General features: G+C 45.1%; 21 protein-coding genes. 8 read left to right on the top strand and 13 right to left on the bottom strand.

The features are described from left to right. Positions 1-143: 143 nt before the first annotated feature. The 5 genes from C9I98_RS00430 to C9I98_RS00410 all read right to left on the bottom strand — a co-directional run bounded on the left by C9I98_RS00430 (position 144) and on the right by C9I98_RS00410 (position 5,842). On the bottom strand, positions 144-1,070 hold the full coding sequence (locus C9I98_RS00430) for a sensor domain-containing diguanylate cyclase (protein ID WP_036818026.1): 927 nt from the start codon (positions 1,068-1,070) through the stop codon (positions 144-146). Between the two features lie 266 nt (positions 1,071-1,336). After that, a complete protein-coding gene (locus C9I98_RS00425) occupies positions 1,337-2,917 on the bottom strand; it encodes an ATP-binding cassette domain-containing protein (protein ID WP_036818028.1) in 1,581 nt (526 codons plus the stop codon). A gap of 362 nt (positions 2,918-3,279) precedes the next feature. Further along, a complete protein-coding gene (locus C9I98_RS00420) occupies positions 3,280-3,963 on the bottom strand; it encodes a 3-oxoacid CoA-transferase subunit B (protein ID WP_036818031.1) in 684 nt (227 codons plus the stop codon). Then, on the bottom strand, positions 3,960-4,616 hold the full coding sequence (locus tag C9I98_RS00415; RefSeq protein ID WP_036818034.1) for a CoA transferase subunit A: 657 nt from the start codon (positions 4,614-4,616) through the stop codon (positions 3,960-3,962). Before C9I98_RS00415 ends, C9I98_RS00420 begins: the two co-directional genes overlap by 4 nt. 14 nt (positions 4,617-4,630) lie before the next feature. Beyond that, positions 4,631-5,842, bottom strand: coding sequence for an acetyl-CoA C-acetyltransferase (locus tag C9I98_RS00410; RefSeq protein WP_036818035.1), 1,212 nt, complete (start codon positions 5,840-5,842; stop codon positions 4,631-4,633). Between the two features lie 210 nt (positions 5,843-6,052). On the opposite strand from C9I98_RS00410, the gene C9I98_RS00405 reads away from it, so the two are divergent. The 3 genes from C9I98_RS00405 to C9I98_RS00395 all read left to right on the top strand — a co-directional run bounded on the left by C9I98_RS00405 (position 6,053) and on the right by C9I98_RS00395 (position 8,678). Then, on the top strand, positions 6,053-6,946 hold the full coding sequence (locus C9I98_RS00405) for a TIM barrel protein (protein WP_107271424.1): 894 nt from the start codon (positions 6,053-6,055) through the stop codon (positions 6,944-6,946). 93 nt (positions 6,947-7,039) lie between these two features. Beyond that, a complete protein-coding gene (locus tag C9I98_RS00400; RefSeq protein WP_036820041.1) occupies positions 7,040-7,927 on the top strand; it encodes a sugar phosphate isomerase/epimerase family protein in 888 nt (295 codons plus the stop codon). 4 nt (positions 7,928-7,931) lie between these two features. Then, positions 7,932-8,678 (top strand): sulfite exporter TauE/SafE family protein, encoded by a 747-nt coding sequence (locus C9I98_RS00395; protein ID WP_036820045.1) that lies wholly within the window; start codon positions 7,932-7,934, stop codon positions 8,676-8,678. Positions 8,679-8,801: 123 nt separating this feature from the next. On the opposite strand, the gene C9I98_RS00390 is transcribed toward C9I98_RS00395, so the two are convergent. After that, positions 8,802-10,412 carry a CehA/McbA family metallohydrolase domain-containing protein gene (locus C9I98_RS00390; protein WP_036820048.1) on the bottom strand — a complete coding sequence of 537 codons (1,611 nt, stop codon included), beginning with the start codon at positions 10,410-10,412 and terminating at the stop codon, positions 8,802-8,804. A gap of 216 nt (positions 10,413-10,628) precedes the next feature. Between C9I98_RS00390 and C9I98_RS00385 the strand changes: the two genes are divergently transcribed. Beyond that, the gene (locus C9I98_RS00385; RefSeq protein WP_036820051.1) at positions 10,629-11,036 is read left to right on the top strand and encodes a hypothetical protein; all 408 of its coding nucleotides are present in this window, start codon (positions 10,629-10,631) and stop codon (positions 11,034-11,036) included. A 23-nt stretch (positions 11,037-11,059) separates the two neighbouring features. Here C9I98_RS00385 and C9I98_RS00380 read toward each other — a convergent pair whose 3' ends face one another. After that, positions 11,060-11,827: an AraC family transcriptional regulator gene (locus tag C9I98_RS00380; protein WP_107271423.1), complete on the bottom strand. Its 768-nt coding sequence runs from the start codon at positions 11,825-11,827 to the stop codon at positions 11,060-11,062. A gap of 86 nt (positions 11,828-11,913) precedes the next feature. Between C9I98_RS00380 and C9I98_RS00375 the strand changes: the two genes are divergently transcribed. From C9I98_RS00375 to C9I98_RS00365, 3 genes are all read left to right on the top strand, one after another. Further along, positions 11,914-13,128: an MFS transporter gene (locus tag C9I98_RS00375; protein WP_036823759.1), complete on the top strand. Its 1,215-nt coding sequence runs from the start codon at positions 11,914-11,916 to the stop codon at positions 13,126-13,128. Between the two features lie 268 nt (positions 13,129-13,396). Further along, positions 13,397-14,404 carry a tryptophan--tRNA ligase gene (trpS, locus tag C9I98_RS00370; RefSeq protein ID WP_107271422.1) on the top strand — a complete coding sequence of 336 codons (1,008 nt, stop codon included), beginning with the start codon at positions 13,397-13,399 and terminating at the stop codon, positions 14,402-14,404. A gap of 88 nt (positions 14,405-14,492) precedes the next feature. Next, complete coding sequence (locus tag C9I98_RS00365) at positions 14,493-14,792, top strand: hypothetical protein (RefSeq protein ID WP_107271421.1); 300 nt, start codon at positions 14,493-14,495, stop codon at positions 14,790-14,792. A 30-nt stretch (positions 14,793-14,822) separates the two neighbouring features. Here C9I98_RS00365 and C9I98_RS00360 read toward each other — a convergent pair whose 3' ends face one another. The 3 genes from C9I98_RS00360 to C9I98_RS00350 form a co-directional block, all read right to left on the bottom strand. Then, on the bottom strand, positions 14,823-15,524 hold the full coding sequence (locus C9I98_RS00360) for a DUF1028 domain-containing protein (RefSeq protein ID WP_036822168.1): 702 nt from the start codon (positions 15,522-15,524) through the stop codon (positions 14,823-14,825). Between the two features lie 23 nt (positions 15,525-15,547). Beyond that, positions 15,548-16,939: a YfcC family protein gene (locus tag C9I98_RS00355; RefSeq protein WP_036822171.1), complete on the bottom strand. Its 1,392-nt coding sequence runs from the start codon at positions 16,937-16,939 to the stop codon at positions 15,548-15,550. A gap of 118 nt (positions 16,940-17,057) precedes the next feature. Then, positions 17,058-18,305, bottom strand: coding sequence for an allantoate amidohydrolase (locus tag C9I98_RS00350; RefSeq protein WP_036822183.1), 1,248 nt, complete (start codon positions 18,303-18,305; stop codon positions 17,058-17,060). Positions 18,306-18,544: 239 nt separating this feature from the next. On the opposite strand from C9I98_RS00350, the gene C9I98_RS00345 reads away from it, so the two are divergent. Then, complete coding sequence (locus C9I98_RS00345; RefSeq protein WP_036822174.1) at positions 18,545-19,291, top strand: FadR/GntR family transcriptional regulator; 747 nt, start codon at positions 18,545-18,547, stop codon at positions 19,289-19,291. Between the two features lie 68 nt (positions 19,292-19,359). Here C9I98_RS00345 and C9I98_RS00340 read toward each other — a convergent pair whose 3' ends face one another. The 3 genes from C9I98_RS00340 to C9I98_RS00330 all read right to left on the bottom strand — a co-directional run bounded on the left by C9I98_RS00340 (position 19,360) and on the right by C9I98_RS00330 (position 22,829). Then, positions 19,360-20,493 (bottom strand): DcaP family trimeric outer membrane transporter, encoded by a 1,134-nt coding sequence (locus C9I98_RS00340; protein ID WP_036822176.1) that lies wholly within the window; start codon positions 20,491-20,493, stop codon positions 19,360-19,362. A gap of 65 nt (positions 20,494-20,558) precedes the next feature. Beyond that, entirely contained in the window at positions 20,559-21,338 is a 780-nt protein-coding gene (locus C9I98_RS00335) for a hypothetical protein (protein WP_036822177.1), read from the bottom strand. Positions 21,339-21,452: 114 nt separating this feature from the next. Then, positions 21,453-22,829: a serine hydrolase domain-containing protein gene (locus C9I98_RS00330; RefSeq protein ID WP_036822180.1), complete on the bottom strand. Its 1,377-nt coding sequence runs from the start codon at positions 22,827-22,829 to the stop codon at positions 21,453-21,455. Positions 22,830-22,948 lie beyond the last annotated feature (119 nt).

Raw genomic sequence — 22,948 nt, 5'->3', positions numbered from 1 at the left:
TGCTAAGATTATTTGCAGATTAATTGACAGGGTGGGAAATGATTAGTTTCTTGAATGGACTATCTTGACAGAACTCTGACTCAATTCAGCGAGTTTAGCACTTTTATGAAGGTAACCTAGTGAAAATAAAGCAATAATGTGCTTTAAAGGTGAGGGTGGCATATTTGGTTTCTTCCCATTTTCTTGGCTAGGTATAGTTGTTTGTCTGCTTCTGCAATGAAGTCGTCGATAGTTTTTTCCTTGTCAGGGTATATAGAGCAAATGCCAATACTGACCGTAAAGGGTTTTTTGAGTTGAGAGAGCAACCTTGTGCTATTGAGCTGTTGGATACCTTCCATTGCTCGTTGAGCCATTTGAATTGTGGCAGATAAATCGGCCTCAGTTAGCAAGATGATAAATTCTTCACCACCAAAGCGAGCACATAAATCACTCGATCGCTTGGCGAAGGTTTGCAGTGTTTCAGCTGTCAGCTTTAGGCATTCATCGCCAAATTGATGGCCATAGCTATCGTTGATTTTCTTGAAGTAGTCGATATCGACCAAGGCAATCCCAAGAGGACGCTTGTGTTTGATGGCATTGTGCCACTGCTCAGCAATAAAACTATCGAACCGTCGTCGATTGGCGATTTTTGTCAGCCCGTCCTTATTCGCTAGATCGAGTACTTTATCTTCTGCTAGCTTTCGCTGGGTAATATTGTGGTGGGTGACGATGAAGTAGGGAGTGCTGTCATACTCGAATGGGGCGAAACGCATCAAAAACCAACGCTGCTCTGTCGGGCTGTGGCAGGGGTATTCATGGCTGAAATGGCTGCAAGTATTGCTAACAACGCGTTGGATACCATCAATTACGATTTTCGCATCGTGATCGCCGGTGAGGGCAGCTGCTTGGCATGCGCTGATGTAATTTGTTCCAATCCAGTTATGTTCAACGGCGCCATTATTGTATTCACCAAAGGATTTCCAGCTATTGTTTACAAAAACAATATCACCTTGCTTGTTGATGATGGTGATTTGCTCTAAAAGCGAGTTGAAAGCATTCTGAAAAAATCCATTGCTAAAGTCTGTATCCATACAATTCCTTCGTCACAGGCTAAAGCCGTTATCTAATACTTACTCAATACGTGAGGCCATTGATAATGGTAGATGCAACACGTTGAGTATACAAACCTTGTGTTTGGTAGATTGAAGTAGCTGATTTGTTCATGGCTGTTATTTCTAGGGATCTCTGAGATTAATAGCCAGCAGTAATATTACTGCTGGCTATTAATGAAATGGTGATATCGAAAACAGGCAACGAATGAGTTAAAACACCTTGCTTGTATTACTATTACTCTTTTTTAGGTCATAGTGACTACTTTATTAAGCTCGGTTTCACGGACAAAATCTTGGTCATGGCTGATCAGAATAAATGCCCCTCTGTAGTTGTTTAACGCAGTTGCTAATATCTGCTTTGATTCAATATCCAGATGGTTGTCAGGCTCATCGAGAAGGAGCAAAGGGGGGCCTTTTATATGGCTCACCATCAGCATTGCTAGCTTCATTTTCTCGCCGCCACTTAAATATGCAACCTTGCGATAGACTGAATCTCGACGGAAGCCAATACCCGCCAGTAGGATGCGGGCATCACTTTCTGCCAGTTCATGACAGGTTGTCATCAAGCTGTCTAGTATGGTTGATTCAAGCTTCAGTAAACCAAAATGCTGATCGAGATAAACAGTACTAGTACTGCCGTTTACTCTTATTGATCCTTCATAGTTTGCATGTGCGCCATGGATGGCTTTTAGCAGGGTAGACTTTCCGCACCCGTTTGGACCACTTATGTACCAGCGTTCTGTTTGGTTGATAGTGAATGACATAGGCTTGCCTGAGCTATGTGCTAGTTGACAGTTCTCAACCTGCAATAAGGTCTTTTTCTTTGAGCTCTCTGTTTGTTGTAGGTACATAGCTTGGGGTTTCAGTATTTCTTTTTGCTGCTTTAATCGTTGCAACTTTGCCTGATTTGAAGCCATCAAGTTATCTTGATTAGTCACTTTTGCCCCAAGGCTTTGTCCAGCACTTTCTTTCATGGCGTCCATCAAAATTTTGGGTTGGCTGCCCGACTTTCTTTTTCGATTCCCCTGAGCCTCACGTTGTTGGGCCTTCTCTTTGTTAGTTTGAGCTTGGCGCTCAAGCCGTTTTTGCTCAGACTTTGCATGGATGATTTGCCTGTCCAAGGCCTCTGTTTGAGCCGTAGACTGGGCAAGGTATGTATCATAGTTTCCTTTGAAGTAAAGAAGCCCCAAACTTGTTAGCTGGTAGATTGCATCGACATGCCTTAACAATGCCCTGTCATGGCTGATAAGCAATACTTGTCCCTCAAAATGGCTGAGCTTCTTAATTAGCCACTGCTTGGCTATTGAGTCTAAGTGGTTAGATGGTTCATCAAGTAGTAATATCTCTGCGTTGGATTCGAAAAGTACATGCAACTGCAGCATTGCTAACTGACCGCCACTTAAGGTACGGCAGTATGCATTGAGATCTGGTTTGATCCTTAGTGTTTTTAATGTTTGCTCGGTACGTGGAATAATGTCCCAGTCATCACCAATCACCTCAAAGTCCTTTGGGTCACAACGGCCTTGCTCAATCGCTTTTAGTGCATCGAGTTTTTTGTTAATTCCCAAATAATCAGCAATGCTTGTATCCTCGTGTAAAAGTGAAGAGGGGAGTTGAGAGTAGGATAAAATCTTACCCTGACGAGTGGCATTTCCTTGGGTCGGAGAAAGTCTTCCGAGTAGCAACGAAAGAAATACGGATTTTCCGGCACCGTTGCGTCCGACCATTCCGGTTAACCGATCATTGAGGCTAAAGTTTAAGTTTTTAAATAGCCAATCCCCATTATCTAGCTGGAATGACAGTTGGTGTGTAAATAATGCAGGCATAGAAATACCTCCCTTTACGTTAATGTGTAAAAGGGGTTACATAGCTCTATTTCAAATAGAGCGGTAAAGCCGTTACTTATGCGCACTCCATCATAAAAAAGAAATAGATCTAATCCTGATGGGATGGTGCTGAGATATTCTGCAAGATAGAAAAGACGAAGTAACGCCTACTAACCCCGAGTGTCCAAATGTATTTGTATAAATTGGATGTCAGGACGTTAGTACTTCATTATGGCGTTAAACTCTTGAGATATGATGGCGTGATTATAGGTATGAGAGCTTCTTCAAGTCAAGATAACCCGCCAGCCCTGTTTTTCAGGGCTGGCGGTTTGTAGAGAGGATAAACTTAGTTGAACTACTGCTTACAGATCCGAAGGGATCGGCATCTCGATAAGGTTTGGTGAAATATGAAGTGTTGCTTCGGTTGCGGCTTGCACTTCTTCGACAGTCACACCCGGTGCTATCTCTTTTAGCTCCATGCCCTTGTCGTTGAGTTCAATCACACCCAGTTCAGTAATGATTTGGTTAACCTGGTTGGCGGCGGTCAGAGGCAATGAGCAGTGTTTCAGTAGTTTCGGTTTGCCTTTTACTGTGTGCTCCATGGCAACGATCACTTTCTTGGCGCCAACAACCAAATCCATTGCCCCTCCCATGCCGGGTACCATTTTGCCTGGGATGATCCAGTTGGCGAGGTTGCCCTGTTGGTCGACTTGCAATGCACCGAGTACGGTGACGTCGACGTGGCCGCCACGAATAATGGTGAACGAGTCTGCACTGTTGAAGTAGCAGGCATCTGTCGTTGCGGTAATGGGTTGGCCGCCAGCATTGACCAAGTCTGGGTCGATATGATCTTCGTCAGGCATTTCACCGATGCCCACCAAGCCGTTTTCAGATTGCAGCAGGATTTCGATATCGCTGTTTGTTTCGTTGGCAACCAAAGAAGGCAGGCCAATACCTAGGTTAACCACATCACCATCATTGAGCTCTTGTGCCACACGCCATGCAATCATACGACGGATCTGCTGTCTTTCGCGTTTGATACTCATGCTTTTGCTCCTTGATAGATGTGATCAACAAATAGGCTAGGGGTGTGGACGGCTTCTGGTTCAATACCGCCAATCTCAACAACCGTCTCAGCTTCCACGATGACCGTCTTCGCAGCAGTGGCCATTAGGGGGTTGAAGTTTTGCGTGGTGCGCTTGTAGAACACGTTGCCTTTGGTATCAACGACCGAGCCGCGGATAAGTGCCAAGTCGGCATGTAGCGGCTTCTCAAGCAGGAAGTCTTTGCCATCAATAGTGATAACTTCTTTGCCTTCGGCTACAACCGTACCCAAACCGGTTGGGGTTAATACTCCCCCTAAGCCTGCGCCAGCTGCTCGGATACGCTCTGCAAGTGTACCTTGTGGCACCAGCTCAACTTCAAGTTCGCCACTGTTCATTTGGGCGCCAGTTTCAGGGTTAGTACCGATATGAGAAGCAAACAGTTTACCGATACGCTTAGCCTGAATAAGGCGGCCTGAGCCGGTTTCAGGGGTACCGGTATCTGTGCTAATCAAGGTAATATTCTTAACGCCAGATTGTAAGATGATATCAATGAGCCCCTCTGGCGCGCCGTTTGCCATGAAGCCACCAATCATGATGGTCATGTTGTCATGCAGCAGCTCGGCAATGGCTGCTTCAGTAATAGATTTTTTCATTGCGTACTCCTTCATTAGCCTTGATAACGGCGGATAATCACAGCGGTACCCATGCCACCACCAATACAAAGTGATGCTAGGCCGTAATTGAATTCTTTACGTTGAAGTTGGTAAACCAAGGTGGTGAGAATACGGTTACCCGATGCGCCCAAAGGGTGGCCTAAGGCGATGGCACCGCCAGTTAGGTTGGTACGCGATTGGATCCACTCAGGTTCAACATTATGTTGCTCGGCCAACTCTTTCACCACGCCAAGCGCTTGAGCGGCGAAGGCTTCATTCAGTTCGAAGCAATCAATGTCAGAAAGTGAAAGCTGGGCTTTGTCCAATGCATTGGCGATAGCCGGAACCGGACCCAACCCCATGACTTTCGGCGATAAACCTGCTTGGCCGCAAGCTACAATTTCAGCTAAAGGCTCAAGTTGGTAGCGCTCAACCGCTGATTTGGACGCAAGGATAATAGCGGATGCACCATCGTTTATTCCTGAAGCATTGCCAGCTGTTACTGTGCCCTCTTTTTTAAATGCAGGGCGCAGGCTTTGCAGTTTTTCTAGTGTTGCGTCGGCTTTTGGGTATTCATCGGTGCTAACGTAATACTCCTTGCGGCGGTGTGTGGCACACACAGGCTCGATTTCACTGTTAAAGCCATGCTCCTCAATGGCGGCAACCGCTTTTTGTTGGCTGGCTAAGGCAAAGGCGTCTTGCTCTTCGCGGCTGATAGCGTGTTGCTCGGCAATGTTTTCTGCCGTGATACCCATATGGTATTGGTTAAACACATCAGTCAGGCCGTCTTTGATGATGCTATCTTCAAGCGTCTGGTGGCCCATCCGTACACCGCTACGCAGTTGGTTTGAACTGATGAATGGGGCTTGTGACATGCTCTCAGTACCACATGCCAGAACAACTTCGGCTTCGCCGGCACGGATATGGCTAACCGCGTCCATCACCGTCTTCATGCCGCTACCGCAAATCATATTCAGTGTATAGGCCGGTACGGTTTCAGGGATGCCTGCTGCAATCGCGGCTTGGCGTCCTGGTCCCATTCCCATTCCCGCACTCAGTACATTTCCCACAATCACTTCATCAATGAAGCTTGGATCAAGGTGGCATTGGTTTAACGCGCCTTTAATGGCGGTTGCGCCTAGCTGTGGTGCTGAAACAGGGGCCAGTGCGCCATTAAAGCTACCGATAGGTGTACGCTTGGCGGCAACGATATAAATAGGTTCCATACTGCTCATTTCCTATGACTGCTGAATAACTTGATTTCAGTGTACGGGGAGCGGCCTGCGAGGTGTTATAGCCAAAGATTCAAATCTGATTTGCGAAAATGCAAAAATAAGATGGGGGAGGCATCACGAAATTCATGGGTAATTATCTATAGGCTGTATTGCAAATAGCGAATTAACTTGGTCTTTTGTGTATTTGTAGAGGGTTTAATTATGGTTAATTTACTTGCGTGTGCCCCATGTTGCTGGGGTGTTGAATCTAGCGATAATCCGCATAACCCAAATTGGATGACGGTATTATCGGAGTCTCGCCTGGCTGGGTTTGTTGGTTTAGAGCTGGGGCCTTATGGCTTTTTGCCACTTGATGCCGATACCGTGAATACCGCGCTTTACCTTAAAGAGCTCGAGGTATGCGCAGGCACCATTTTTGAACCTCTGTCAGAACTTGAAATGCGCACTGAGATTTTGGAGAAAACCGAGCGTTTGTGCGCATTGCTGCAAGAGATTGGTACCTCAAAATTAGTGGTTATTGATTGTGTCAACGATATCCGTAGCCATTATGCCGGGATATCAGAACAGGCGCCGCGCCTAGATGATCAGCGTTGGGGTGTCATGATGAACACCATCAAGATGATCAGTGATATTGCGGCGAAATACCAAGTTCGTGCTGTGGTTCACCCGCATGCTGGTGGTTATATCGAGTACCAAGATGAACTCGATAGAATGCTCAAGGATATTCCGGCCGAATGTGCCGGGCTGTGCTTGGATACCGGCCATCTGTACTATGCAGGTATGGATCCCGCACAAAGCCTAATTGAGTATTCAGATCGCCTTGAGTACGTGCATTTCAAAGATGTTAACCAGGCCAAGCTAGCAAGTGCCATTCAAAGGAAAGTGGGTTTTTGGCAAGCATGTGCTGAGGGGGTGATGTGCCCCATCGGCGAAGGCGCTGTTAACTATGAGCAGGTGTCTCAGGCGCTAGAAGCAATTGGTTATAAAGGCTGGATCACCATCGAGCAGGAACGCGATCCTCGCCATTGTGAAACCACGTTTCCAGATATCAAAAAAAGCCGAGAATACTTATTAGATCATGGCTTTGCGCTTTAAATTATTTTATTGGTGGTGCCCGGTACCCCTGCAACTAGGGTAATAGGGCACCCCATGCCAAGTTTTTGTAGTTTGTCGTGTAAGGACGTATTGATGACAATGAAAGTGGCGTGTGCCCCTTGTTGCTGGGGGATAGAGCAAGCAAAACTGGAGCAAAACCCGAGTTGGGGAAAAATTTTATTTGAAGCTCAGTCTGCGGGCTATCGGGGGATTGAGTTGGGGCCGGTTGGCTTTTTCCCGTCAGATACGGATATGCTGCGTAGTGCCTTGAAAATACGGGGTGTACAGGCATGTGCGGGGAATTTGCACGGAGAGTTTAGTAAGCCTTCGGAAAAGGACACCATCCTTCAAGAAGCCGAGTTAGTGATTAAGCAATTAAAAGCCATTGGTGCCGAAAAGCTTATCATGATGGATAAGGCCAACGCCGTCAGAGATGCCTATGTTGGCCATAGCGTGATCGCACCGCGTTTAAGCTACCAGCAGCAAAATGCCATGATAGAAACCATGGTGGCGGTTGCTTCGCTAGCTAAAGAGCAGGGGATCCGTACCTTACTTCACCCAAGCTCTGGTGGGTATGTGGCTTTTTCAGATGAAATTGCTGCGGTGATGAACGCGACGCCACCTGAGCTACTGGGGCTGTGTCTGGATGTTGGTCATTTGTTTATAGATGGCATGAACCCTGAGGAATATATCCGCCGCTATGCCGACCGGCTAGAGCACCTGCACGTTAAGGATATCGATGGGCAGCAGCTCCACAATGCCTTGCGTGATCGCTGTGGGATCAGTCAGGCCTACACAAAAGGCTTAACCCGACCGCTAGGCCAAGGTGATATCCATTACGCAGAGGTTTTCCAAGCGCTTGAAGATATCCAATATGATGGCTGGATTGTCGTAGAGCAGGAAAGGCCGGTTATTCAGGCTGGTAAGGTTCAAGCCGATCTTGCAAAAAGTCGTGCTTACTTAGCCGAGCTGGGAGTTTAGCTTCATGATCGTTACCGATCCTTGGTTCTATATTACCGCAGTACCCGCAGTTTTGATCTATGGGATCGGTAAAGGCGGCTTGGGTGGCGCACTGGGTATTATTGCCGTGCCTTTAATGGCGCTCGTGGTATCGCCCACTCAGGCCGCTGCTATTTTGCTCCCTATTTTGTGTGTGATGGATGCCTTTGCGGTAAAGCAACACTATAAAAATGCGGATTATTCGGTGCTGAGAACTATGCTGCCAGGCTCCTTGCTAGGTGTCGTTCTTGCCGGGCTGTTTTTGAGTATCACCCCAGAGGCAGGCTTGAAACTGTTAATTGGCTCCCTATCACTGCTTTTCTGTTTACAGTATGTCATCAAACAAGGTGATGCAGGTGAGCCAGCGGGTAAAGCAGGGGCTTGGTGGTGGAGCGGACTGGGCGGTTTTTCTAGTACGGCAATCCATGCTGGTGGCGGGCCTGCCAGTATCTATTTGTTGCCGTTGAAACTGGAAAAGGTCACCTTGATCGCCACGATGGCAGTGTTGTTCGCGATCATTAACTTGGCCAAATTGGTACCGTATACCCTATTGGGCGAGTTTGATACCACCAATTTAATGACAGCGATGATCCTGATGCCCTTGGCACCCGTTGGCGTCTACCTTGGTGTCTGGCTATTACATCGTGTCAGCCAAGATGTGGTATATCGGTTGTGCTACTTCTTCTTGTTTGTATCGGGATTGAAGTTGTTTGTTGATAGCTTCTCTGGCTAGACCTGAAGGTATAGCAGAATATACAGTTCCGCTTAGAAACAATAGATTATAAAACAAGAGCTTATAAAACAAGAAGTGTGGGGCATAGGCCCCACACTTCAGGTATTACTGTTTTAATCCGAACTATTCACTTATTACGACGAAGATAGGGTTCGAATAGAACCACAAGTCATAGTAGTTGCGATCGTTAATGGCATTGAAGCGCGATTGGTGATCATCAATATTTACTAACTCATCCGGAAGTGGGTTACCGTTTTCATCCGTTTGGTACGGGGTATTCGGTGCCAAGTTAGTCCCTCTTAATCGGAAATATTGATCTTTTTCAGCGGTGAAGCTGAATGTCATCGTTGCGAAGCCTTCATCATCGACTGTCCAGTCATCTTGGGTGAAGCGAGCAATGACTTTAGTGGTTGGGTTAGTCGCTTGGTCATACTCTGGCGTGCCTGGTTCAGCTTTTTGATAGACGTCTCCAGCAATGAGATCGACATGATGAACAAATGGCTTCATACCACCGGTTTGTCCGCTTCCGACTTCATATTCATAGTTGTTTGATTCTGGGCTTTTGAAGCGGATGGTGATAGTCACTTCCTCACCTTGGCTCACGTTTAAATCGCTGCCCATATAAGCGGTGCTGTTTTGGTTGCTAACGTTGAAATCAAGGGCGTTAATGATATCGCCATAGGTACTGAATGATTTACCTGAACGAAGTGATTGCAACAATCCTTTTACGCCTTCTTCAGCATTCTCCGGTACCCATAGGTGGTTCTTGGCATATTCCCCAGGACGGTAGCCACTACTGTATAGGCCATCATTGGTTTTAAAGTGGTAGTCAGAATTGGCAAAATTCCAAATACGTCGGCCTTCACCCAACAGAGCATCCCACTGACCGCCAACTTGGGCAATGATGTAATCGGCACCGCCGTAAGAACGATAAGGTAAAAACTCTTCGGTATAGGGTTCCATGTAACTACCGCGGTCAGGCTCCATCTGGCCACCCATCATGCCTTCAAGTGAAAAGACGACATCTGGTGCAATATCGTTAAATTCACGAAAATCGGAAATGACATAGCTATCGCTATAACGGGAAGGGTGGTTAATTAAGCCAAAGCTACTGGTCGGATAGTTTGCTTGTAACCATGCTAATGCTTTAAGTGCATCTTCATGGGTTGTGAAAGCACGCTCACCTTGTTCATCCCATTGAGAAACGTCTTCAGGATTAAACATAGCAGGGTCACGGTCGGTAAAGTAATACTCGAATTGTTGGATTGCTTTGAGTGAATCAATAGATTGCGGGTCTTCTCCTAAGATCGCGATATTAAAGTGCTCATGGGTTGGCATGTCCCATTCGAAGGCCGAGAAAATTGTCTTTTCTTCATAATGGCCAACTAACTGGGCCATTTGAGTGAAAGGGACTTCATACTTTTCCATGCCGACAGAAAAGGGAATCGGTCCCTCTGCAATATCGCTACCTCTATGGTCACGGGTTGAGTCTCTAAGGTGATTGGTTAAGAAAACCCAATCAAGGCCATATTGGTCAAAGCTATAATCAAGCACGTCTTTAAGATCGCGCTGAGCATCATCAGATTGAATGGAATGAACATGTAAGTCACCTGTCGTCCATTTACCGTTGGGTGCAGTCGAGCCACTTTTGGAGTCTGAATCGGAAGAATTACAGCCAGATAAAATAAAAATGGATGTGATTACGGCAACGGAGAGATCACTTTTCTTGAACACTGAATAACCTAAGAATGTAATGGATTTCAAAGGCGTGAATTATTAGGGAGAAATGTGACAGTTTTTGTTGGTTAACATTTCAGTCAATAAGATTGATATAAATTTTATTATTTTATTTTTGTTGATGAAGTCTTTATCGCATATCTTAATACTGTTTTATTTTTGTAATATGGCTGTCATTTAAGTTGTGTTTTATTCCTTTGATAAGGAGTTAAAATGAAATATCTACTGTTACTGCTCGGTTTAGTGCCTGCTGTCGTGCTGGCGTGTAATGATGAAAGGTTGCATGCCAAGTTGATGCAAAGACAAATGTTCGAAGCTTACCTCGCCAAAGGTGCTGCGTCAGTGGAGTTAGCGTTTGCTAACAAAAGCCAGGTGTCAATTAAAGTGACTGCACCAAAGCCTCTTCATCATATTGATGTCGAGTTTGCCAGTAGTCACAATGTGCATATCGAAAGTAAGAAACTCACTGGCATCGAAAACTTAAAAGATCTTCCTAATATAAATTTTAAGGAAACAGGCCAAGGCTTTTCATTTATAAAGGCGTATGTTACTGCTTATTTTAATGATGGCACGGTTAGGAAAACAGAAGAGTCTATTTACCTTCGTGAACTTAAATCTTAGTAATATATATGACTAAGATTTATCTATTTAAAAAAATCACTCGGTGTCGTACCGAAGGTGCGTTTGAATAACCGATTAAATGCACTGAGGCTGGTAAACCCGACTTCCAAAGCAACGGTGGTTACTGGCATGCCTTGAGCCAGTTGTTTCAAGGCATAGAGTAGCCGAGCTTGTTGTCGATATTCGACAAATGACACACCCATTTCCTTGCGAAATAACCGGCTCAGTGTACGGCTGCTGATGTTCATTGATGTTGCCCAATCAGATAGTGAATCGTTGTTGGCGGGTTTATCGAGTAATGCCTGACAAAGAGCGGATAGCCTTTTATCGCTCGCAACAGGTAAATACAAACTTGTTTGATCGGCATGCTGTAACTGATCAAGTGTTACCCAGATTAGCCTTTCGACCTCAGCTTGGCTGATTTGGTCTAAATCAATGGTTGCCAAATGCTGAAGCAACTCTTTCATTAATGGCGAGATATTGAATACGCAGCTTTGGTCTGGGAATGTGCGACCAAGCGTGTCTTGGATATAGACGTTTTGCATCTGTGCCTGTCCATGCATCGACACCTTATGCTTTACTTTCGCTGGTATCCATACTGCTCTCTGTGGGGGGATAACCCATAGGTTTTGCTGACTCTCGACAATCATGACGCCCTGGCAGGCATAAACAAGTTGAGCAAATTCGTGGTTATGCCAATCAATGGTATGGCCGTCAGGGTATGTTTTGGGAATCACCACCGCGGGTAATGCCGTGTTTTCTTGAAAAGGCAGGTTCGTCATTTGGCTCATTTGGGCAAAAGGTCGTCCTTAAGAAGACTATGAGACAATGGTGAGGTTTGTAAACTGGTTTCATTGATAATCTATGCAAAATAGCGATGAAACGAATGAATAACCACCACTTTCAAATCATGAACTTTGGTCATGCCTTAAATCATTTCTTGATACTCATTTTTCCAACGGCGGTGCTTGGCCTGCAACATGAGTGGGGCATGGCTTACTCCGAGCTTATACAGTTAGGCACATTGGGTGTATTGGCTTATGGCGTTGGCGCCTTACCCTCGGGGTGGTTGGGTGATCACTGGAGTAGAAAAGGGATGATGTATCTCTTTTTCTTTGGAATGGGCGGGGCGAGCATATTGACCGCTTTTGCACAGACACCATTACAGTTATCACTCGGTGTCGCACTGATTGGGCTATTCGCCTCTATCTATCACCCCGTCGGTTTGGCCATTGTGTTTACAACCGCAACCAAAACGGGCAGGGCGATTGCCATTAACGGTTTAGCGGGTAATTTAGGTTTAGCCTGCGCAGCTTTAGTCACTTCATTTCTTACCCAGTCAATGGGGTGGCAGGCAGCCTTTCTGATCCCTGGGGTAGTGTGTCTAGCTGCCGGTGGTATTTATCATCAAGTCGCAAGGGGCTTGGATTACCTGAGTGATGATGCTGACCAACAGTCGGTATCAACTCGTGAAAGAAACGCCTCTGGTAATAGCGCTTATATCCAGGAGCCAGTATGGCTGAGGCTGTTTATATCCATTGCGGTTATTGCGACATTCGGTGGTTTGGTATTTCAAAGCCTCACAACGGTGTTGCCAAAGATTTTACAAGGAACGTTTGATATATCGCTATCGGCTGTAGGCTTATTGGCGACGACCATTTTTGCTGTTGCGGCGTTAGCGCAGTTAGTGATTGGAGAGTTATTGGATAAGGTAGAAGCAAGAACCTTGTTGATCTGTGTAGTGTCAGCCCAAGCAGCATTTTTGTTGATGTCGGCTTTTTCATCAGCATGGTGGTTGGTCGTTTGCCTGATTGGTTTAGTGTTTAGCATGTACGCTCAAATCCCTATCAATGATTGGTTGATAGGTAAATACGCCAGTAGTCAGTGGCGTTCTCGGGTTTATGCGGTTAAATATTTATTGAGCTTTAGCACTGGCCCTGTCGCTTATTGGTTGATAGCGACAATTTATGCCAATAATGGCAATTTCACTTACTTGTATGGGTTATTGGCAAGTTTGATGGTTTTAGCCGTCTTAGCCGCATACTTTATGCCAAAGCTCAATCGTACACAGCAGGTTGCTTGCGAACAGTAATGGCATGTATAGGCTGATTAGTAAAAGCGTTACGATAACGCTTTTACTGCCAGTATCCCCAAAAAGACTATATTGACGAGCCGAAAGTAAGTTGTTAGTTTCAGGGTATGAATACAGTACTTTGCGTTTCCTCACTTCTAAATTCTTGGTGGCGTTCTAAATAGAGCGGCATCGAATCTTTGTGTTCATTAGCCGCCGGTAGGTTGCTAAGAACAGTCCAAGTATTCTTTGTATATCTCCGGTGGTACATCATTTTGGAGATATAAATATGACATCAGTAAAACAAACAATTCTAACCGGTGATCGCGCTACGGGCCCGCTTCATCTGGGGCATTATATTGGTTCTTTACAGCAAAGGGTGGAGTTGCAGCATACACATAATCAAACCATTTTGGTGGCGGATATGCAGGGGCTGACTGACAATGGCCTCACACCCGATAAAGTGTCTAGCAATATCCTGAATGTTGTCGCTGATTATCTCGCGGTTGGTATTGACCCAACTTTGACGACAATATGCCTACAATCAAAAATCCCGCCACTTGCTGAGCTGACGATGTTCTATAGTAATTTGGTGTCAGTTTCTCGCTTGGAAAGAAACCCGACGGTGAAAAGTGAAATTCAATCTAAGCAATTTGGGCGCTCTATTCCTGCAGGATTCCTGACTTATCCCATTTCACAGGCGGCGGATATCACTGCGTTTAGGGCCAACCTTGTTCCTGTAGGTGATGATCAACTGCCTATGTTGGAGCAAACCAATGAAATTGTTAGAAAAATAAATCGGCTAGCGGGTAAAGATATTTTGGTGGAGTGTAAGCCAATACTTAGCCACGTACCGAGATTACCTAGCACTGATGGCAAGAACAAAATGTCAAAATCAATGGGTAACGCAATTAACTTAGGGGCATCAGTGAAGGAAATATCTCAAGCCGTGAAGTCGATGTATACAGATCCCAATCATCTAAAAGTCGAAGCCCCCGGTCAAATTGAAGGGAATGTTGTTTTCACCTATCTCGATGCTTTTTGCGACGACAAGCAATATGTTGCTAACCTGAAAGCGCATTATGCGGCTGGTGGGCTTGGTGATGGGGTCACAAAGAAAATCTTGGAAGAATGCTTACAAGAAATACTTGCGCCGATAAGGCACAAACGAGAAAGTTTTTTAGCGGATAAGCAAGAATTAATCAATATTCTTCGTCAAGGCACCGAGTCAGCTAACCAGACTGCAAGTGAAGTGCTCGATGATGTAAAAGCGGTTTACGGGTTAAATATTTTTTGAAAAGTGCCATCAAATTACACAACTCTAACTTTGCACTTTCTTTAAATAAGTAGAATAACTATGGGTTTACTATTTTTTAAGGGATGACATGTCGAACTTACAGCCTCAATATTCAGCTTATGATGGTGAGCGACAGAAAGAAAATGTAGGGCGTGTCACTATTGTTTGTTCTGAGCATCAACTGGTTTGGTTACAAGACACTGAACTAAGCGAGTTAGAGATTGTGTTAACTACAGCGGCAGAATGCGGCAAATATAATTTGAAGCGCATTCCGTCTATTCTTTTCCATGAGCATGGGTTGATTGCGAGTGGAATTAAGCTATCAACGGCTGTCCAAGAGTTGAAAAAGACTTTAAGGCGAAAAGCCAGGCATCAAATGAATAAATGATGCCTGACTATAAAAATTACCTGATTGGGCTTAATGGTTAGGCAAATGCTTAAGAAAGGTTTGGAATCCTTCTTCTTTTACGTGGCTTAGTACCTTTCGCATATGTTCGATTAGGTTATTGTTAGCCCAATCGACCCGGATATCTATTGGCGCCTTGCTGAAACTTTCAACTCGAAGAGAGGCTGAATAAGTACCACGTTTATCCCCGCCTGCTTCCAATGCTTGTTCCAATGAGTCAATTAATATTTCAGGTAATCGCTGCTCGTAGCCCTCTTGGTATTTAGGTTTTTCTCCTGTCTTTACCTGAGTTGGGTTGGTGGTGGTTAGTTGTAAAAATGTATCAGCAAAAGCAGTAATAACGGTGCTGTTTTCAAGCATATTACCAGCAACAGCAAGATGGGGAACCGCTAAAGACTCAACATGAGCTATGTTCTCATCACCATTGATGAATGCTGCGTTTCCATGCTCATCGACTATAGCGCATTGCCTTTTAGCATAGTCAGAGTCGTCCTTTTTTAGGTGTTCAATGACTTCCTTGGCGCTTAAACCTTGTGCCAGATACGCTTTTGCTTTTTCTGCATACCATGGGTTGGTATATAAACCTTGAGTGGCGCACGCACCAAGACCACGCCAACTGTGATTAACATACCCACCTACGGCAACACCACCTGTTGCCGTAACTGAAGCCGCTAGTCCTGTATCTGGATTAAAATGGATGAGTGAAATTGTCATAGGTACTCAATATTAAACTGGGCCTAGTATCCAACCAAGTGCCCAATGAACAGTGCGACCCAGCATAGTGCGTATACAAATACCATGAATGGTAGAATCGCTTTCAGCCATTGTTCATAAGATACTCGACCGAGTGCAAGCATTGCGAGTGTACCACCCGATGTAGGAACGATTAAGTTAGTCAGGCCATCACCCACTTGGAAGGCGGTGATCATTAGTTGGCGGCTCATTCCGATGAGATCCGCGACAGGAATGAGGATCGGCATTGTCACCATAGCTTGTCCAGAACCTGAAGGGACAAACAAATTAATGATGCCTTGCACTACACTAGCAACAATCGCTGAAATAGCGATAGGCATGTCTTGAATAAGGGAGCTAAGGGCATTGACGATAGTGTCGATGATTTGGGCTTGGTCAAGAATAATTTGAATAGAAGCCGCGACACCGATAACTAATGCACCTGCTGTAACACCTGATGCACCTTCCATCATTTGCTTTACAATTCCATTGGCGGTCAAACCGTTTACGGCACCAATGATTATTGCCATTAGTAAGAATAAGCCTGCAATTTCATTGATATACCAATTATTTGCAAAGACACCGTACAGCATTACCCCTAAACCAGCCAAGAATACGCCAAGCGTCAGCTTGTCTTTTTTTCCGAGCTGGTACTCCGAGAGATCTTTGCTCAAGGCTTGGTTTGAGCCCGACTCGCTATATTCCATTTTGGTAACGCGTGTACAGATGTAGTATGAAAGTAACGCCAGAGAGGTGATAACCATGACTGCCCGTAGCCAAGCGCCGGAGAATGTAGGCAGCTCTGCGATACCTTGGGCGACACCAACGGTGTATGGGTTAATAGGTGATAAAGCGAAACCGATGCCAATACCCCCAACGGCCATAACGGTACCAACGAGGCTTGAATAGCCTACAGCGGCAGAGATTAATACGGCAACAGGAACGAGAGCTATATTATTTTCGAAACCAACGGCAACTCCGAAGAAGCCATAGATGAACGTACTGATGGTGATGATTAGATTGCGATTCTTAACACCAGCTTTATTTACGGCGACACCAATTGCATTTTCTAGTGCACCTGTACGCTGTAGGATGTGAAATAGTCCGCCAGCGATGAAGACAATGAATAAGTATGGTGCTGCACTAATGAGCCCTTTTGGTATGGCGACAAAAATGTCAAAGAAGTGCACAGAAGGAACGTCTGTTAAGTAGTTAAACGAGCCCGGGACGACAGATATTTTCCCATCTACTGTGACACGTTCAAATACCCCAGCAGGTACAACGAAGGTTAATAGGTAAGTGGCTACTAGAATCATAAAGATTAGTACCATTGGATCGGGCATGTTTCTATACCATGCCTTCTTTTCTGTAGGCTGAATTATTTTTGTCGTATCCATAACAAAATCACTCCATAACTTAGGGTTACCGATTCAATTTCAGAACCGTATATACACGCCAAAACCTAAATTTTGTTTTATAGGTTGTTAATAATGTATTTATATTTAATGGGTTAGCTTACTCTTCTTTCATGTTTAGGCAAAAGTGGTTCAGTACTTCAGCTGCTGCCATTAAGTCTTCACGTAGGATAGCCTCGTCAGGATGGTGGCTGATCCCATCGGTGCAACGCATGAATAACATGGCGATATCAGTTAATTCGCATACCGCTAATCCATCGTGTCCCGCGCCACTAAATAAGTGTGTGGGCTTAATACCAGCCAAACTGACAGCTTCTGTTAGTGCTGATGATAGTGAGTTTGAGCATGTTACTGCTGGCTGCTCATATGTCTGCTTATGTTTGTATGTCAGATTGTACTGAGTAAGTAATTTTTCGATATTTTCCAAGAGCTCTTGTCTTGCAGCGATGCGCGACTCATCATTGGGCGAGCGCAGTTCAATCGTGATATCGGTTTGCTGAGGAATAACATTCACTCCGTTAGGAAGGTTGGTAATTTTTCCCACGACACCAACTAAGTCATCTTCACGCTTACACAATTGATCAAACATGTGGATAATCTGAGATGCTCCAACCAGTGCATCCTGCCGGAGGTTCATAGGGACTGTCCCGGCGTGGCCTGCTTTTCCTGTTATTGACAAGGTGTGACGTTCTATACCTGTAATTGCCGTTACGATGCCAACAGGTAAGTTTGCTTGCTCTAATTGTGGTCCTTGCTCAATATGTAGCTCGACAAAGCCAATAACTGAAGCCTTATCGTAAGCATCATGATGAATTAACTCTGGTTTGCAGCCAAATGATGTCAGTGCATCACGCATGCTGATGCCGTTGATATCTTGAGCTTCCAATACTGCTGGATCAAATGTACCTGCAATGGCCTTAGAGCCTAGAAGCGTAGATTGAAAGCGTGTTCCTTCCTCGTCACTGAACGCAATCACATCAATATGGAAAGGGAGTTCAATTTCTTTCTGGTGAAAATGATGAATAAGCGCGATGGGTAAAATAACCCCTAAGATGCCGTCATATTTACCGCCATTTGGCACTGTGTCTTGATGTGAGCCAAAAATTAATGTCTTAGCATTGGGGTTTGAGCTTTGATAACGGCCGATTAAGTTTGCTGCGTTATCTAGGCGTACCTGCATGCCAGATAAGCTCATCCATGTCTTCAGCTTTTCATTTGCATGAGCATGTTCTTTACTGGCACACAAACGAGTTACGCCTTCTGTATCAGGGCGACTTGTTTGACTGCACTGGGCAATATCTTCAAGCCATTCCCAAGCTAAGTTAGCGATACTTTCGAATTTTTCCATCATAAATCGTTCTATTCTTATCCATGTGCGCTTTAATTTATCATGATAAATATCAAATGGAGGCTATTTATCATGATAAATGTGGTTTAAAGTACACAGAGAGTAAACTCATAGTCTGCAAGTTTCATAGCTTAGTTTTATGCTGCTTTAGTCGTTTAAAGCGCAGAAAAATGGTGACATCTGATGAGATTACTTCAGAATTCAGGTTGTAAGTTAGATTAAAGAATATTGAGGATATTGTGGCAGGCAGTTCGAAAGGAAGAAGGACCCAGCAACTTGCAGAGTCAATCAAAGCTTGGATTGTGCAGCAAGCATTACAACCAGGTGATCGTCTGCCAAGTGAGCAGCAAGTTATGGAAATTTTTGATGCTTCCAAAAGTACTGTACGAGAGAGTATGCGTATACTTGAAGCTCAAGGAATCCTGATAACCAAGACGGGCCCGAAAGGAGGCGCATTTGTTACTGAAATGAGTGAGGGAAAGGCCCAGGCACTTTTGAGTAATTATTTATTCTTTAAGAAGTTTTCGATATCTGACCTGTATCAAATCAGGCTTACTTTAGAGCCTGAGATTGCGGCATCTCTTGCTGGCACATTGAATGACGATCAGGTTGCTCAGCTGCATAACCAAATTGATAAGTACATGCTACCTCCTGAGGATGTTTATCAAGAGCGCGAGCACCATATTGCATCGATTGAATTTCATAGCTTGCTTGCTAGCTATTCAGGGAATGAGTTGCTTAAATTTGTGGTGAGATTTACGGCGCAAATGCTAACGGAGTTGACGATATACAAAAAACTCTATGAGCCAGGTAATCATAAACTGTGGCATACAGGGGTCCAAAGCCAGAGAGCATTAGTCGATGCTTTGCAAAAAGGGGATGCGGTTAAAGCTAAGCAAGTGATGGAGCAGCATATGCTTACTGCCCATCAATTAATGAAACAGCAAGAAGCCGAAATGGCAAACCGATTCCTCACTGAAAGCTAAGTCACGGCGCAAAGATATTGAAGCAAGCCTCTTGAGATATTCTTAAGAGGCTTTTGAGTTTAATGGGCTTAGTACTTCCAATCCATGCCAAGCATAATGCGATGGTTATCGCGTTCTTCTGCTTGGCTTCGTTCATATTGGGAGTAGTTGTACTCAACACCTAGTGTTAGGTTGGGCTTTACCGTCCAAAGTAAGTTGGCCATGGCATATTGGGTAGAAGTAAAGGTGTCGTGGCGCAACTCATCCTGCCAATCTAGCGCTTCTGTCGATACTTTGCCGTAAGCCAACACAGATTTTAAGCTAGGCTGCCATTTACGGGTGTAAGACACCATCGCGCTTTCTGCTTCGCGAAGGTCAATGGTTTGAGTTTTGGTATTCCATGTTGGGCCTGTGCTGTTCAAACCCAGTAGGTAGCGGTCGGTGCCTTCTCCCCGGTAGGTTAAGAATGAAATGCGGTCATTGTTGGTTAAGTCCCAGCCAGCCGATAGCTGAACGCCATAACCGGATTCTTTTTGCTCTTTGTCTTGGTATGTGAGTCTCAATTGGTTGAACAGAGCCGTTGCTCTGAACCAAGCACTTTCATTTGCCCATTCACCGGCTAGGGCGATATCAGGGATGGCGCCTGATGTATCTAGCTTATCTTTGAACTGGTTTTGAATATCATCGTTGGTGCTGCTTTCTAGCGCGATGTCGTATTTAAATTCCCCAAACTCTTGCGACCATCTAATGAGTGGCTGACGTTTAAATACAGCACCACTCAATGTCGCTTCCGCTAAAGATTGAGGGATATTACGCATGTCCATAAAGGTCGACCATGTTTGACCAGCAAGCAGTTGACCATGTTCTGTTGACCAGGTGACATAAGCTTCACGTAGGCGTGGTGACATACCGCCATCGTTATTGGCGTTAAAATCCAGTACAACTTGTGAGCTCAGGTTTGAGCCATCATCAAAGGCTTGCGATGCACCAAATTTAATTTGCGAGAGTGATGCATCTATCTTGGTGTCACTGTTGGTGCTTTTATTGAATAGGCTGTTGCCAGGAATATTGATGCCGGCCCCAGCAGTATCCGTATCGTGAACGATGATGGTTATAATAGAGCCACCAAAATTAAAATCTATATCGGATGCTGGGGTAGAGGCGTAGCCAGACGCACTTGCTAGAGCAAGACTGCAAATAAGGGGAAGTTGTTTAATTTTCATAAATATTGATATGCTAAAAAGCCACCGCTAATTAGAGGTGGCTTGGGTACGTTAATTATTGTTACTTAGAAGTAATGGCGAACACCTAGCCATGCTTGGGTTTCCCAATCACCGCTTAAGTCAGTACCGTTAACTTCAAGATCTGATTTAGTAAAGTCGTACCGGGTGTTTAGCCACCAAGTACGGGCACTGTTCAGTGGGACGTTAATGGATGCTTTAATCGATAGGTTTTGCATCTCGATTTCATCACCCGATAAATCTTGCCACTCAGGCATCACTGAAAGGTAAGAACCGCCATCGCCCAAGTAAACGGCAGTAATTAGCCCTAGGCTATAACCGGTTAGGTCATCTTTACCGTTCATACCAGCATCTAGCACTTCCATGCTACCGGTCATCACACCAGCACGAGGGAAGACCAATAGGCCGCCGGTGTAGGCTGGGTTAATAGCGGCTACAGCGCCGATTGACAGCAAATCATTTTTCACTGAGTTGGTGCGGGTATTCACGTAATCTAACGAAGCACCCAATTTTGGTAGTGTTGACGAGCCCGTATTGAATACATGGAAGTATTGGGTACGTGATGTTTGGTAATCCAAGCCAAACTTATTTTCGTCGTTGTCTTTGTTGTCAAATGTCGCTTCACTCAATAGAGCGAACTGCTGGCCGTTTTCTAGGCCGCCTGCAATTTGACCTTGCCATTGAACTTCAGAGTTACCGCTGAACATTAATGCCGATTGTGTATACACTTTGGTAACGTCAGCCGGATCGATAACTTGTTCTTCTTCTGCCATAACAGGTGCAGCAAGGCATGCTGCAAGAGGTGCTAATAAAGCAAACTTTTTCATTTTATTCTCTGAGTTTGCTTCGTCCTTGAAGCGATTTTACATTAGGGTGAATATTCAGTAGCGACGTAAAGCCAGCCGCTACTGGGTATTAAGGAGGAACTTCTTTGCCCGTTATTATTTGTCGGCTAGAAGTTTTGCTGCCTGGCGCATGAAGGTTGGTGCTTTGAATTCACCGTAACCTGAATGGTATGGGTTGGTTGAGAACACCACGCCCACGAAGTCACGGTTAGGATCAACATAGATGTACTGACCTAAGTTGCCGCTTTTCGCCATTGCACCATCTTCAAAGATGAAGTCAAACTGGTATGACTGAGATACAGAAGCTTCACCAGCTGCGCTTACCGAACTCTTTTGTTTAGTGGTATTGGTGTGAGTTTTAGGGTCACCACTAGTTAGGATACGATCAATCACTGCTTGTGAAACGACAGGCTCAGTTGCCGCTGCTTCCCAGCTAGGTGTGTATAGCATGCCGTAGCGCGCCATATCTTCTACTGTGGTAAGCATTAGGCCTACTGCAATCGCCATGCCGTCTGGGGTTTGGTTGAATAGGGCAGGCTGACGTGCAGTCATCTTGCCCCAAACGCGATCTTCAAACACCTGGGAGAAGGTTGTGCCTTCTAGGTTTTCGATCATTTTGGTTAGCACGATGGTGTTCATTGAAGCGTAGCTAAAGCGTGTGCCAGCAGGCTCGTCCGCTTTCTTCTCTGTATCTTTCGCCACATCAGCCCAGCTCTCAAGTTTACCTGTGCTGAAGCGTGGAGAACCAAATGCCGATGCGAAGAAGCGCACAACAGGTGAGTCTGGGTTTAATACCGACTCGAGGGTTTCTTCGTTATCGAAACCGGTAGTATGGTTCAGAACATCAAGGACAGTGACGTCATCCCAAACGGTGTTTTTAAGCTCAGGAACGTAAGCCGTCATTGGCTTGCTTGGGTCTACTTTGCCTTCTTCAACCAGCTGAGCCACGATAAGGCCAACCGTTGTTTTCGCGGCAGATGCCCAAACGTGGCGATCCGTTGGCTTCATACCTGGGTAGGCTTCGTATACGATTTTTCCTTCGTGGATCAACATGAAGCCTTGAGTACGGAAAGCGGGGTCCGCGAGGTACTCATCCATTGTTAACTCGCCTTTGGCCTGCTTGTTAACCGTTAGTTTGCTCAGCTCAGGGTTAATAGCTTTGACAAGTGGCTTGTACATTTCATTTGGCGAAGCGATAGCCGTTGGCATGAATTCATTCATGCTCTTGTGGTAATAAAGCGCGTGATCGCCACCCATTTGCCAGTGGAAGTTATTGAAATTGGCACGAGCCGCATCAACAAACTCAGGTGCGAAACCGTCTTTCGCTGCTTCTACTGGTAGAGTCACTAATGCCCCTTCAGCTTTCAGCGCTGCTTCAACAGGGTTTTCTGCAACAGCGTCGCTAGAGCTAAATGCATAAGAAGCTGGAAGCATTAACGTGGAGGCCAATAGTGCGATGGCTTTAAGTTTCATAGGTATCTCCTTGTTTAGATGGGGGAGATTATATTTTTCTTAAAAATTGCCTATAGGTCAGATAACGACATTAGATAGCACGACTTCCGATATATTGAGTGTTTGTTTAATCAGTCACA

It is taken from the genome of Photobacterium sanctipauli, from assembly GCF_003026495.1.
Taxonomy (GTDB): Bacteria; Pseudomonadota; Gammaproteobacteria; order Enterobacterales; family Vibrionaceae; genus Photobacterium; species Photobacterium sanctipauli.
This window is presented reverse-complemented; position numbering and strand designations above follow the sequence as displayed.